This window comes from Bradyrhizobium sp. Mp19 (assembly GCF_029952935.1).
In the GTDB taxonomy this organism is placed as follows: domain Bacteria; phylum Pseudomonadota; class Alphaproteobacteria; order Rhizobiales; family Xanthobacteraceae; genus Bradyrhizobium; species Bradyrhizobium elkanii.
This window is the reverse complement of the sequence record NZ_JASAUT010000075.1, coordinates 1-13,933: the sequence shown is the minus strand read 5'-3', so window position 1 is coordinate 13,933 and position 13,933 is coordinate 1. Positions and strand designations below refer to the sequence as shown.

The 13,933-nt window shown below is 58.9% G+C and carries 8 protein-coding genes and 1 pseudogene; 6 read left to right on the top strand and 3 right to left on the bottom strand.

The genetic code is table 11. From position 1 onward, the window contains the following. Positions 1-1,142 precede the first annotated feature (1,142 nt). Both QJT82_RS40470 and QJT82_RS40465 read left to right on the top strand, forming a co-directional pair. Entirely contained in the window at positions 1,143-2,381 is a 1,239-nt protein-coding gene (locus QJT82_RS40470) for a cytochrome P450 (RefSeq protein ID WP_026192328.1), read from the top strand. A gap of 1,197 nt (positions 2,382-3,578) precedes the next feature. After that, a complete protein-coding gene (locus QJT82_RS40465) occupies positions 3,579-5,798 on the top strand; it encodes a hypothetical protein (RefSeq protein WP_026192329.1) in 2,220 nt (739 codons plus the stop codon). A gap of 1,178 nt (positions 5,799-6,976) precedes the next feature. Here QJT82_RS40465 and QJT82_RS45670 read toward each other — a convergent pair. Then, positions 6,977-7,078, bottom strand: coding sequence for a hypothetical protein (locus tag QJT82_RS45670; protein WP_334453158.1), 102 nt, complete (start codon positions 7,076-7,078; stop codon positions 6,977-6,979). A gap of 856 nt (positions 7,079-7,934) precedes the next feature. Between QJT82_RS45670 and QJT82_RS40460 the strand changes: the two genes are divergently transcribed. Continuing rightward, a complete protein-coding gene (locus tag QJT82_RS40460) occupies positions 7,935-8,141 on the top strand; it encodes a hypothetical protein (protein ID WP_018269959.1) in 207 nt (68 codons plus the stop codon). Between the two features lie 723 nt (positions 8,142-8,864). On the opposite strand, the gene QJT82_RS40455 is transcribed toward QJT82_RS40460, so the two are convergent. Together QJT82_RS40455 and QJT82_RS40450 are read right to left on the bottom strand one after the other, a co-directional pair. Then, complete coding sequence (locus QJT82_RS40455; protein WP_125459151.1) at positions 8,865-9,746, bottom strand: hypothetical protein; 882 nt, start codon at positions 9,744-9,746, stop codon at positions 8,865-8,867. A gap of 118 nt (positions 9,747-9,864) precedes the next feature. Beyond that, positions 9,865-10,628: pseudogene (locus QJT82_RS40450) on the bottom strand (IS5 family transposase). A 331-nt stretch (positions 10,629-10,959) separates the two neighbouring features. Here QJT82_RS40450 and QJT82_RS40445 point away from each other — a divergent pair. From QJT82_RS40445 to QJT82_RS40435, 3 genes are all read left to right on the top strand, one after another. Next, positions 10,960-12,414 (top strand): amidase family protein, encoded by a 1,455-nt coding sequence (locus QJT82_RS40445; RefSeq protein WP_028343876.1) that lies wholly within the window; start codon positions 10,960-10,962, stop codon positions 12,412-12,414. 66 nt (positions 12,415-12,480) lie between these two features. After that, on the top strand, positions 12,481-12,972 hold the full coding sequence (locus QJT82_RS40440) for a DUF302 domain-containing protein (RefSeq protein WP_016842784.1): 492 nt from the start codon (positions 12,481-12,483) through the stop codon (positions 12,970-12,972). Between the two features lie 20 nt (positions 12,973-12,992). Continuing rightward, entirely contained in the window at positions 12,993-13,565 is a 573-nt protein-coding gene (locus QJT82_RS40435) for a TetR/AcrR family transcriptional regulator (protein WP_026192331.1), read from the top strand. Positions 13,566-13,933: the final 368 nt, after the last annotated feature.

The following is a 13,933-nucleotide window of genomic DNA, read 5'->3' as shown; positions in this document are numbered from 1 at the left end:
GTCTTGGTGGCAATAAGTACACCGGACGATGCATCCTGCGGTCGTCGTTATCTCCAATACCCGGCGACCAGGATTGGCAGCGCGTAAGTTTTGTAACACCATGGGATATGCCGTCATTCTGTCTGGTCCTTTCAGGCGCCGGAGCAAGAAATTGCGAGAGGGAGCGCAGCGTTCGATGAGCAGCCGCTTGCTTTGCTCCTCACGGATTGCAAATACAGGATATGCAGGTTGGCGAAATGACCTAGACCAAGCTCCTATCTCGTCGCTAACAATGCTCCGAGCTCGGCCACGCCTACCGAAGCCTGGATAGGCCTGGCGTGCCAACTCGGCTCTCTATGCGTTGGCCGTCGCGTAGCACCGCTGGCTGTTACTTACATCTTCGTTCCGAGTCAGCGCCACGCCAGATGCTGGGCTCGGTGTTCTCGCTAGAATGGTCTGCGGAGATGCTTCCGCAGCCGTAGCGATGCGGAACCGGCGCCGGATCCGCCCAAGCGGCACATCCTAAGGCTTTCCGATGGCAGCGCAGGTTCTGAAACATCTTTCTATTTGTCGCGCAAGCGATTGCGCTCGCGAACTGTTTGGGCGCCATCAATGCGATGGACAAGCGGTCGAGCATCGCAAGCTCTTGGCGGCGATAGTTCCTATTCCCGTTAGATGGCAAGTTGCTGGTCAGGATGATGAATGAAGCACGCTTGTTGCCATGTTGAGAACCAAATTGGCCTTTCTCGGCGGAGCGGTGCTAACTGATTTCGTCGACGACGATCAGCGTGGGTCGTGGTCACCGCACGATCCCGCGGCCAATATGCGGCCGCGGGGAGCCGAAAACGTCGTATCTGGCACCTAAAGAAGCTGGAAGGTGGCTCACATTGCGCTGTTCGGTGGCGCGAGCAGCGATCTAGCTGGCATTGGGCGACGCCTGTGTAGCGAGGATTGTTCTCATCAATCCACTGGGGCAAATCGAGTTAGAAAGTCAACGCCATCCTTACCTGCCGGAACTGGTAGGGGTGACTGCCCGCGCTTTAGGATACTCTGTTGGGGCGACGATCCGCTCGCAACAAAACGTCACGGCAGCTCGAAACGATGGATCGCGACCTGTGGATCCGCAAGCTCTCAAGAGAGCAAAATCTGCGGAGGCGATCGTGATAACGCAATTGGTAGACTACAGAACCGACGGCGCGTTTAAGATCCCGCTGAGCAATCTGGACGTAAGCGAAGCCAAGCGCTTTCAAGATGATAGCATATGGGGTTATTTCGAGCGGCTGCGAAGGGAAGATCCCGTTCACTACTGCCAGGATAGCCCCTATGGTCCATATTGGTCCATAACGAAATACCGCGATATCGTAGAGGTAGATACTAATCACAAGATATTCTCGTCGGAGCAAGGCGTCACTATTGTCGACGTGCCTGACAGGCACTGGACGCAGAGTTTCATCAAGATGGGTCCGCCTAAGCATCGCGAGCAGCGTGATACTGTAAGTCCGATAGTCGCGCCGGAAAACTTGACGAAACTCGAGAGCTTGATCCGTCGTCGCGTCAGGACGATTCTGGACGGCTTGCCGCGCAACAATGACTTCAATTGGGTGGATAGGGTCTCCATCGAATTGACGACGCAGATGCTTGCCACGCTATTCGACTTTCCATTTGAGGATCGGCGTCTGCTGACCTATTGGTCGGACGTAGCTGTTGCAATGCCCAGAACTGGCCAGCCGATCGATAGCTGGGACAAGCGAAGTGCGATCTTGTCCGAGTGCCTGGATTATTTCACAGGCCTTTGGAACGAGCGCATCAATGCCGAGCCACGGATGGACCTGATTTCCATGATGGCGCACTCGCCTGCAACTCGACACGTGGAGCCGAGTGAGTTTCTTGGAAATCTGATTCTGCTGATCGTCGGTGGGAATGACACCACGCGCAATTCGATTACCGGCGGCCTCCTGTTCATGAACCAGCACCCCTCCGAGCTGCGAAAGCTACGCGATAATCCGAAACTTGTCTCGAGCGCCGTGTCCGAGATTATTCGTTATCAAACGCCCATCGCACATATGCGCCGCAACGCCGCGGCCGATAGCATCGTCGGTGGGAAACAAGTCAGGAAGGGCGACAAGGTCGTCATGTGGTACATCTCAGGAAACCGCGACGATGAAGTCATCGAGAACGCCGAGCGCTTCGTCATCGACCGCAGGAACGTGCGGCAACATCTTTCGTTCGGATTTGGGATCCATCGCTGCGTTGGTCGACATCTTGCGGAGCTGCAGCTGAAAATCCTCTGGGAGGAGATTTTGAAGGCACGACTGGAAGTCGAGGTTGTCGGCGAACCCGAGCGAATTGCGTCGAACTTTGTGCACGGTTATTCCGCTCTTCCTGTGCGGATTGCAGCCTAGGCTTCGATCCCTCGAATCTGGCGACCGGCCCCGGGGTGCGGCTTGGTCGGCGCGAAACAATCGCTGCATGTTGAGATCCGGTCTGCAATTGGGCAGGCTTTGAGACGCCTGCGAGCAGCGATAAGTAGCGACGCATAATCCACTGGCACCTCCAAGAGGCAAGATCACCGATACCTCCGAGTGTTCATCTGCGGCGCTGACTTGGATAGTTGGAATCAAGGGCCGATGAGCTTGACAGTGAAGATTGTAGCAGTGGCCGCGATTTTCGTTGGAGAAGCGCTTTCGATAATCGCGGAGTTGATTGCCTCAAGGCAGTTTGGCAAGGCCGGCGGGGATGTCACAATGCTCCTGCCGATGAAGTCGGAGGCCAAGCGGTCTTAGGAAGACAAATATGTCTGGCAACTCCTTGGCTCACAGAACGACATGGCTACGATCCGACTTGGATCATTGTCGCGATTTCAGTCGGAGCTATTCTGGTCGTGGAGCCAGTTCTCGCCTTTATACTTTTTCGTGATGTGCCGACGGCCGGTTCGCTGGTCGGGTTGACGCTCGGTGCGCTTGGCACGGTCGTTGCCATTTTTTTATGAGCGTTGCTCAACGGGCTCGGATGGGCGGGAGCTGCGAAGGAGTCCCTCAATATGGGTTCTGCTCGATCCGAAGGTGAATACAGATAATGCGATTTTGATCGAAGATTTAGACCTATTTAAATTGTGTGCGACCGTGGGTGTGCAGGTTCTTGGATTTAAGACTCGTATCTCCTCCTCGATGATGGGACGTCCCCCTCGACAAAGTCGGGGGATGCACCTCGCCGCAATGATCAAGCCGTTTCAAGATGCTGGCATTCTCGTGGCGGCTCTCCGCTATTCGAGATAGCCCGCCAAGTCCGTGCAGACGAACGCGACGCTGGATAGTGTCTTGCCCCGTCGCATCTGCCGCGGCTTGTCAGTATGGATTTTGGCGGGATCACGCCGAAGCAACGTTACGGTGCGGTCATGCACTGCAGCGGATGATCCCCGATTTGATGCGCTCATCCGCTGCATCGCTGCCTGTTGCAGCACTGGCAGCCTCGATGAACCGGAGCCCACGGTGATCCGGCCATTTTCTGTGTAGCCCGGAAAGAGCTGTTCGTCAGCTGCCCGTCAGCCAAGCTGTCTAATCAGACAGGCTGCGCATTCTCGATTCGATCGGAGATTGGATATGACGGGCATTGGCCGAGCTGGCAAATCGCACGTTGAGCCTGCAGAAGCTGATAGCATGTGGGGATCGGGCGGGGAGCCTGGACCGGTCTCCGGAGAAGCCAGGCAATCGTTCGATTCCGTCGTGGAGCGGATGCACTCCAGGTCTCAAGATGGAATGGCGCCGCTCGTCGGCGAGCCGCCGGCTTCGGATGTGGCTGTCCCGACGAGAGACGAGGTCAGAGCAGCGCAGAAAAAAATGCGCGGCCTACTTGTGGCCTTTGTTGGTGCTTCTAAAACGGCGGCCGGCCAAGCGCGGAACCGGTCGGAGGCGCAGGACCTGATTGATCAAGTCGTCAAGGCGGGCTCGGAAGTTCTGGACTATTATGCGAGCTTCCCTCCCGACGTGGCACGCAGCCTTCTTTCCGACGATCAGGCTTGCGGAGTCAGAGTCGAGACTCTTGCTGCGGGGGACCAATGCAACGCCGTGGCTACCTCGATTGTCTACGACCTGGAGGCCGGTAGAGAGAAAGCCGCAGCCGTGCTCGAGCAGCTGCGCAAAGCCAACGCTGCGCCCGCCCAGCTAAGCCGAGCGGTGTCGACCGTGGCGAAGCACTACATGGCCTGCATGGAGTGGTGGGGAAAGAAGGCATTGCGCTCGGAACGGATGCAGTCCGTCTGCGTGGCCACCGCCAGCTTGCCGGGGTCCACGCCCGAGATGCTACGCCTGCATACCGGCTGGGCACTTTTTACGAAGTGCACGTATCTGCAATCGCGGATCGCTCTCGCGCGGCTCCTGATCGAATCGCGGGCGAGCACGCTCGAACCAGCGCTGAGTAACGCCCTCATCGGTGAGGACGGGCGGATGCGTCTGCTCGGGACCTTCATCAACGATGTTGTTCCGGCATTCGCGTCGACGGGCGAAGCCGTTCTGTACAACCGCGGAGCGGCGCTCGACGCGGAGCACAGCACCGTTTTGGAAGGGGTCATGGAACGGCTTTCTGAATTTGCGTCGGGGGTGCACGGCATCGTCGCTGGGCTGAGGGATGCTGGAATGGGGGCGGACACTCCATTGGACCTGTTGGACCAGATCGAGGAAGCTGCCTGGGTCACCGCAAACGACGTCACGCGGTTTTTGGCGGTGCAGCCAAAGACACCCGCCGTGATCGAGCCGCCCGCCAACTGGATACCGGAAAATACCGGCGCAGTGTCTGAGGGCCAGGCTGCGCGCAAGAAGGGAAAAAGCAAGCGCACACCGGCGGCAGGTGAGGGGAGTTCGGCGGCCGGTCTACGCGAGGCGCAGGTCGCCAGGCCCGACGCTGCTTCGGCTCCGACAGGTAAGGTCATCGTTCTCTCGGATCTGGGCACCAAGAAGCTTGCGACCCCGGAAGAGGCGGCACGCGCAAAGGAATCATCGTCAACGGCCGGCCAGGAAATGTGGCGTGCTCCGCCCTCCAGGAAAGCGCTGAACGGATTGCTCAATAGATTGGACGAGCTGCTGCAGTTCGATCTTCCAGCGCAGCAAAGCGCCGTCTCGCAAACGCGCCAAATGAAGCCCGAGGATGCCGGCCACATCGTGGATCTCGTCGTTAAGCGCCTTCAGACGCAAGCCGCCGAGATCGAGGCCTGTGTAGCGGCGCTAGAGGAACCTCGCCGACGTGGCCTGCTTACGCCTGCGCAGGTGCCTGAAGTGCACGAAAAAATAGTCCGGCTCAAGGCGATGTGGTCCGAGGTGCAGGGACAGGCAAATTCTTTGAACGCGCGGAAGGCTGCGATCACGATGGATTGCATGAAGACGTACGCCTTTCCGTCGCAGAAGTACCTTGAATACCTGCGGGCGGCCGATGAGTTGACGTCTGCCGATCCGCCGCGTGCGTTGAAGGGGGAGCCAGGCACGCTGTTCGAGATCAAGCTGCAGCCCAGGGCACTGAGCAATGGTGCGATGCCGGATCCGGTGTGGGTGCACATCCATACGAAGAGGCCGGTATATGTCTCGCAATTGGCGACGCTGGATGGCGCCGAGTTCGCTGCTTGCCACGTGAAGTCCAATGAACAGCGCGGCTACAATCGGCTCTGGCAGAATGCTCGAGCTGCAATGGGACACGAAGACGTGTTGATCCACCGCGGCAGGCTTGCGCCGGCGTTCTGCAAGTCCTTGTTCAGCAGAGGTGGCGGCCAGCCATGGTATCCCCGTCTTGAGGCGGAGTTCGGCTCGATGCAACTCGCTCGACACGGGATGTAGTGCGCGTATCTGGCGAGGAAGTGCCGCTTGGGCTGCGCTGAGTAGTGGTTCGGCTGGCTGAAGCCGGTGAATCTCAAGCGATTTCCGAGTGATCGGCGTTCCGCGAGAACGCACACCGTGGGCCGGTTTGACGAATCGAATTGACGATGCACAATAAGGTGGGCCTGTCCGTTTGCTACCCCCGGATGTGGCCACGACGGTCCCAGCATCGGCCTCCATGGCCCCCAGAAGGTGCTGGGACCTGTTCGTTCTGCACTCTCGATCGGGTGAATAGTTCGTTTCTCGCTTGCCGGATTCTCACGTAGGCCGCGCTCTCGTTTGTTCTTTGTCGCGCTGGCCGGGCTATCCCGCTCATTCTGGTTGGTAACCCGTCGAAGTTGAGGCAGAAACGACGGATCGCGCGCAGAGATTGACATGCAGATCTGCGCTGCAAGATCTGTACTCGGCGTCTGCCGCATCGCCTGGACCCGCTCCTCAAAGATTTTCCCACGGTTCGCAAATCGCACCTGATTCAATGGTCGAACGGCTGTTCCATCGTGGTCTCCTGCCGGATTCGGACCAGCCGACGATGACCTGTGAATCCAAGGTCACCGCTACACGGCCGGTTTCGATGGTTCCAATTGCGTTCGTCTTGTTCATAACCCTGCGGAGGACCAAGTGGGGTTGGGGCAGGCCGGGCGAGACTTCGGAGCCTTATTCACGGAGAACCGGCGCTTCGGAACGCCGCTACCACGCCAATGGGCGACACCTGCTCTCATGGATAAGTTGCGCGAAGAAGGTTTCATGCCGACCGCAAACACCCCCAAAACAATCCAGCTTAACGGAAGAACCTACCAAGCCGAGTTGGCCGAAGGAGGGTTCGTTAAGCTTACGCGGGTATGAGACGCAACCCGACTGTGACCGATCGCGCGCTGGGCTAGAACCCTGCGATCGCTTCGGTTGTTGTTGCCGACATAGGCAATTCATCGCTCTGCAGCGAGTTGCTCGCGCCGCCAGTGGGTACGCATCGTCGGACCCCTGGCAGGCAGCGAGACGCCGATCGAGGCGATTGCGGTAAGCTGCGTCGTTGCGCAAGGCCGGCGTCGAGCATCCCTCGACAATGCTTCAACATTGCTCTCAGCTGACGGCAAGACAGTCGCAACCGCGTCGCTCCCTAGGCGATGTGCGAATGACCAGCGCTATCGCCGAGCGAGCGGAATGCAGCACCAGTCTTGCCGATGCGCTCGATCAAGCTCATTTAGCTGGCGGGTGCTGCGGCCGAGCCGGTCCAGCCTCGTCACCAGCACCACGTCGCCGGGGTGGAGGCGCTACCATCAACGTGGTGAGTTGTGGCCGATCGGCGCGGCACCGCTGATCATCTCGCGGTAGATCGCGGTCGCCGGCTGCCTTTAGGAGTTGAACTAGCGGATGAGATGTCGATCCTGGATGCTAACGCGGCATATCCGAGAATGGTCATTTGGTGCTTCTACGTCTGCAGAAGCTATCGCCTCGGTGATAATTCGTTTGGGCCATGATTCTTCTCGTTGGCAGTGAGTACCGTGTGGATTTTGTAAGGGCAGCCGCGATCGGGACCTTCGAGCAAGTCTGAGGTGATGGTTGCAGTCAGTGCCGCCGTCGCTGCGCGACGAAGTCGGCCGCGCGCTCAGCAACAATATCGCCCTCGGTGGCAAGTTCTGGTCAGGAATGCAGTCTCGCTGAATTAGCAGTATGCCGCCGTACTTGAACGGGCCGAAGCCATGCGGTGTAGCCTCTAGCGCAGCCGAACAAACGAATGGAATTTCAGCGATCGCGCAGTCGTCGCATCCGTCATAATGAGTTCGCTTGTGCACTCATCAGGAATGTGACTCACCGCCTCGGGCAGCACGCGTCCAGCCTCCAAGCCGTGCAAGTCATTGGGCCGAGACGATGCAGTTACCGCGTTGTCCGATTGCTCAGATCAATGCGGACCGCTTAGAGGCCGGCGAGAAGCCGACCATAAACGGCTTCTCCGAGCAACTCATAACCGAGCCCGCAAAGATGTCCGAACTCATCCATCCCGTAGATAGGCCTGATCAAGAAAATCAATTTTACCACTTGTGGCAACGTCATATATCCATGAGGACGGCTTGGGGCCGATCTTAAGGGAGCGACTCTGGAATGAAAAAATTGCTGTTTGTGACTGCGAGCGCCGCCGCGCTTGCAACGGCGGCAGTGCCGGCCTGTGTTGCTGAAGCCGCCGCTCAACCCGTCGCTGCCAAGGTGCAGGTCGCCGACACGTCATATCCTCAATGCGCGGACGACCCGTTGAATGGTATCTGCGATCTGTTTTTTTGTTTGACCGATCCGGCGTGCGTACAGCACTAACCACCGGATACAAACCAAGCAGAAAATGAGGATCGAGGCCTCGCGGCGCGGCCGCTCGTGGGAACAGCGGCCGCGTCCTCTTGCGTAAAGAAATTTGCGCGCCGCCTCTGAAGCCGTTCCGGTTCCGCCGCTGGAGCATGATCGCAAGGAACGGATGAGGATGTTCCAGCACAGAGTGGCCATCAATGATCATGCAAAAGCACTCCGCGGAGCTGCACGTTATCATCCGAGCGCGGGACGAGAATCTAAAACGATAGCAATCGTTGATTAAATTGAGATCTCGGCTCTCGATATGGAAAGGCCTAGCGACCGCGCGGGGTATCGCAGCTCCGTCAACCGTTAGTAGTCATAGGTCCGACGAAAGCCATTCCAATGCGTTCACCAGGAGAGTTCTTCTGGTGATCTAACGGTAAGTGCAGGCCGAAGAGCCCTGTCCATATCCTTATGGCTTGCCGGGATGCGTGACAGAGTGCGCGCCAGACGGCGCCTCCCTTCGCGAGCGACCCGCCTCCAAAAGACGAATCTATCTAACGGAAAAAGGGCTAAACGGCATGCAACGACAGGGGTAAACGATAACGTCCAGTGTCGCGTTCTCTGCCGATAGCCCCGCGATACACGCCGACACAGTCTAGCTCCATCGTGCCGATGGGCGAGAACGTCCAATTCTCAACCTTTCTTTGATGTAGCAGGTGTTCTAACCGGTGGTTGTTGATGGTGAAGCTCTCAACATAGTTGCCGAACGAAGCGTTCCGCCCACAGGAAGCGAACCAAGGCGCTGGTTGCAGCAACTTGCGTTGTTAATACCCTATTCAAGAGCGCCATAACGGACTCTCGCGAAACCAAGCCGAAGTCGGCCAGGGCGCAAGAGGAAAGCTGCGATGAAATCGTGTCTGCACGAGCCGCAATCGCCTTTGGTAACACAAGCGCGAAAGTCTCCTTTGCATAACCGTGCGGAAACACATCGCAGCGCAGCCGATTACGCAGGTAGGAACGGAATATTTCCTTGCCCGCGCGAAGTGCAAGCGGAAGCTTCGCTGCAGTATTAATCAATCTCGGATCGCCTAGCGGGCGAACGGGCCAAAGTCCTCGCCTTGCGAGTGGACGAGCATGACAAAGGCTTGCGAGCAGAAATGTGGATACGGTCGCGCTAAGCGGCGCGCTGAAAAGGAAGGATGAATGAGCGGCGTCGAGCGCGCGATTTGTCAACAGGCCGTCTGCAAGTTCAACGGCGATCTCCAGGTGACGTGAAGACGAAGATCTTGAGCCGCCCTCCTCGGCGGTGGAGCAAGCGCAAAGCTTGTCGCCGCCTATGCCGGACCAGACGATTTCGTAGCCGTCCGCGCGAAAGCTGTCGCAGAGCGCCTCAAATGCCTCCAGGCAATACTCTGAAGTGAGTGGCAGGCGTCGTTCTGGGGCAAGATCCAGATCAATCGCCGGCATGTGGGTATGCATTTCAAGGGGGTGATCGCGGCAATTCAGTGCGCTCAGAATGCGCGCTCGCCGATCAGACTGCCTGGGGCTGCTCCCGTCGCCCAACAGGATGCCGCCACACCTTACGGTTTTCACGCTTTTGCCAACAGCAATCGCGACCGAAGCCGAATCCATACTTCCGCTCAGCTCCACAGCGCTTGCACAAATGCCCGTTGGCCGCGAGAGCACAACGTCCTGCAAAGTATCCGCAAACTCAAGGAGACCATTGCTCTGCTCCGGCCCAGAGAGCTCGTTAGGGCGTGCACTCATAACGCGCAGCCAGCCATAGGCGGATAGAGGTGAGTTGGACGAAGGCAAGGTAGTTTCCCGCAAGCCTGTCGTAACGCGTCGCCACACGACGACATTGGTTGATCCTGTTGAAGAGCCGTTCGACCTAGTCGCGAGCGCGGTAGAGATAGGAGCTGAAGCAGATCGGATCGCTGCGATTGCGTTTCGGCGGGATGTTGGCCCACGACCCCTTTTTCATGGCAAGCTCTCTTATCCAGTCGGCGTCATAGCCACGGTCGGCAAGCAACATTGACCCGAACTTCAGATGAGAGAGCAGTTGTCCTGCAAGTCGAACGTCGTGGGCCTCGCCGGGGCTCAACGTCAACCGTACCGGCAAACCATTGCTATCGACCACCGCGTGGATTTTGCTCGTCAAGCCGCCGCGCGACCTTCCCATCGATAGGCGCTCGTTCCTTGTGATGCAGGCCCCATGTTGATGCCGCGGACAATCGAGTTGTCGATCATTTGGACAGCGGCATCATGGGCAGCCGCAAGTGCGTCCATGATGCGGCTCCAGACGTCAGCTCGCCGCCACCTAACGAAGCGGTTGTAGCAAGTGGTGTAAGGACCGAACGCCGCCGGCAAATCGCGCCAAGGTGCTCCGGAACGCAAGACCCAGAAGATGCCATTGAGGACACGACGGTCGTTAACCCGAGGAACGCCGCGCGGCTTGTTCGGCAGCATCGGCTTGATGGCAATCCATTCATGATCGGCGAGTTCGTAGCGCATGATTCCAGCCCCCAGTTTGGGAGTTTGAATCACAGGGGGTCTGGCCTGACGCGACGCTTCCGGGCAGGCCCCGGTTGGACGCTTACGGGGAAGCGGACGTCAGCCAGCCGACTATCTCCGCAGAAACCGTCGAAAATGACCCATTGCAGAAGTCGCTGAACCAATCATTGCTCGCAACCGTCCATCGGCACTTCACGCGCATGTGTCCCCAGCAGGTCGCCACCCCGATTGAATTACGATTGTAATTTAATATTATGACCGTAATGGCATTGAGCTGGACCACCGTTAGGTGGCGGCCGGGTGCCGCCAAACAGCTCCTGGCGAGGATTTCGTGGACGACAAGACAACTGCCTCATCGCGACAAACCGCAGATGTCAGCTCGTTTGGGCTCGCAACCGCTGCAGCAGCGGTTCGCAACGGCGACATCACCTCCGAGGCCTACACGGCGGCTCTTTTACAGCGCGCCCGAGCGCTTGCCGAACTGAACGCCTTCATCACCATCGATGAGGCGGAGGTGCTGGCGGCCGCGAGGGCCGCAGACAAGTTGCGTGCGGCCGGATCGGCGGCCCCGCTCCTTGGCATGCCGCTTGGGGTGAAGGACAGTTATTTGACGAAAGGGCTACCCACCAGTCTGGGAATCGAAGGTCTGGCTCATTTTGTGCCGCGCGAAGATGCCGACGCTGTCCGGGCAATTAAGGAGGCGGGCGCGTTGATTTTCGGCAAGAACAACCTTGTCGAGATGTCTTACGGCTTGACCGGTCACAACGCACGTTATGGTCAGGTGAAGAATCCGCACGCGCGGGATCACATGTCAGGCGGCTCCTCAAGCGGCTCCGCCGCATCCGTGGCTGCTGGACTGGTTCCCGCGTCCTTGGGCGGTGACACCGTTGGGTCCATCCGGGTACCCGCATCGTTCTGTGGAGTCGTGGGCTTCAAGCCAACCACCGGGCGTTGGCCGCGCAACGGCGTTGCTCCGATCTCCCATACACTCGACACGACGGGCGTGTTTGCCCGAAGCGTTGAGGACTGCATTCTGGTTGACCACGTCGTGACTGGCGAACAGGCTGCGGAGTCCTCCGACGGCGACTACGGCTTAAAGGGAGCCCGGCTCGCCTTCGCCCCGCGACAGTTCCTGGATCTGGTTGACCCCGAAGTCGAGTCCCGATTCCGTGCGGTGGTGCGGCAACTGCAGGACGCCGGCGCCGAGGTCGTGGAAATGGACCTTGGCCGCGACTTCAATTCCCTCGTCCAAACGGCAACATGGGGCATCTTCGCTCATGAGACGATGGGCGCGATTTCGGAGTTTCTTCGGCGCCACGCGATTCCGACCGCGTTTGAGGCCATTTACGAAAGCCTTAAGCCTCAGCTTCGGCAGGCGTGGGAGCACATCGTATTGCCAGGTGGTGCAGGTGCTACCTCGGCAGAGGCCTATCAGATGGCGCTCAACGTGAGCCGGCCGGAAATCCAGCGTCGCCTCAACACGGCGTTCGTCGCTCATGGGGCGTGGGTCATTCTGCAACCGACCACGCCCTGCACGGCGCCTTCGATCGGGGAGCAGGCGACCGTCCACATCGCGGGGCAGGACGTCAGCTACCTCGCTCTGGCGAACCACACGGTGTCGGCAAGCAGCGTGGGACTGCCCGGTATCAGCCTTCCTGTCGGCCTGTCTCGCGCGGGGTTGCCGATCGGGCTCGAACTGGATGGCCCTCTAGGAAGTGATCAGCGGCTTCTAAACCTTGCCCGCGGTATCGAAGGCATCTTGGGTGCCAAGTCCGGTTCAACCTAGTGTCGTGGTTGCTTCGCGTCGCGAAGGGGGCCTGCAGACAGCGACAAAAGATTAGAGGATCACCAGATGTCCAATGCACTGCACTCAACGCGTGCCATTCCGGTCGAGTACGTTACCATCCGCTCAACACAGCCCTTCGAGGACGTTCGAGCCAAGCTCGCGACCTTGGCGCGGCGCATCGATGACGGGATATTCACTCTCCTGCGATACGGCGAAAGTGAGCGCGCCCTTCGAGAGTTGGAGGCATCTTCGCCGCTCACCATTTTCGGGCAGGGTGACCACGGCGCGCTCCTAGCTGTTGCTCAGCTGACACGACGATCCATCCAGTTTGATATCGGAAATCCGCTCACCGCGTCCAAGATGACCCGCCATCGATTGTCGGCGGGGCTGTACGCACCCATCCGCGTCCTTCTGCGCGAGGATGAAGATGGCGGTGTCGCGTGTGGATATGATCGGCCGGCATCCCTGTTCAGTCAGTTTGGCAGCGAACATGTGAATGCAGTTGCCCAGCAACGTGATCGCGACCTCCAGGCCCTATTGGAAGCGGCCGCAGCTTAACGGATATCGAAGGAGTGGAGATGCGTTTCGAGAAAGGACACAAGGCCGCGACGCGACGACACATCATCGATGTAGCCTCGAAGTGCATACGCCAAGACGGTATCTCCGCCGCCGGGATCGCCGGGATCATGGGCGAGGCCGGTCTGACTAAGGGCGCATTCTCTCCGCACTTCGGGTCCAAAAACGCACTCGTTCGCGAGGCGCTGGCGAGCGCGCTTAGCGACCAACAACATCGCCTCGATGAGGAACAGCGGCCGGGCCTGTCCCTCGAGGGGGCGATCCGGAGATACCTCAACCGCGCTCACCTCGAAGACCCGGCGGACGGGTGCCCTTCGGCGGCGTTGCTCCCGGAAATCGCACGCCAGCCCCTGTCCACTCGGCAGGACTACGAGAAAGCGCTGCGAAGCTACGTTTCGTCGCTGGCTGCACTACTTCCGGGTGCCGACTCTGCAGCGAGCCGCCGCCGTGCGACCGCCATCTTCGGTCTCATGGTGGGCACTCTCCAGTTCGCGCGGGCCGTCCCCGACACCATCCAGGCAGAGCAGATCCTGGAAGGCGGCGTTGAGGCCGCGCTCCAGTTGGCGAGAGTTTGATCTTGCTAAGTTAGGAACAATGGAGCGGTGCGGGAAGATTTGTCACACAGCCGGAACGAGCCAACACTCCGGACGCCCACTAGTCTGACCGCCGGCAATGTCTCCTTCTGGCCATCGCGACATATTGTGCTGCCGCACGAACTTGGTCGCTATTGGAGCAAAGCGGACGTAGTCACCAGTCACATGAGCCGCCAAGTTTTATAGGTACACGGCCTAGTGAACGGATCTAATGAGCCGTACTCAAAAGAAGTTTCCGACCTGTCGACGTACAAGGTTGCGCCGGCAGTCGGTAGTCGTCCGTTAAGAAGCCGATTGCAGCGGTGAACGGTCGCTGATGGCTGCGATGAGGGTGGCCAGGAAGAGGCGCC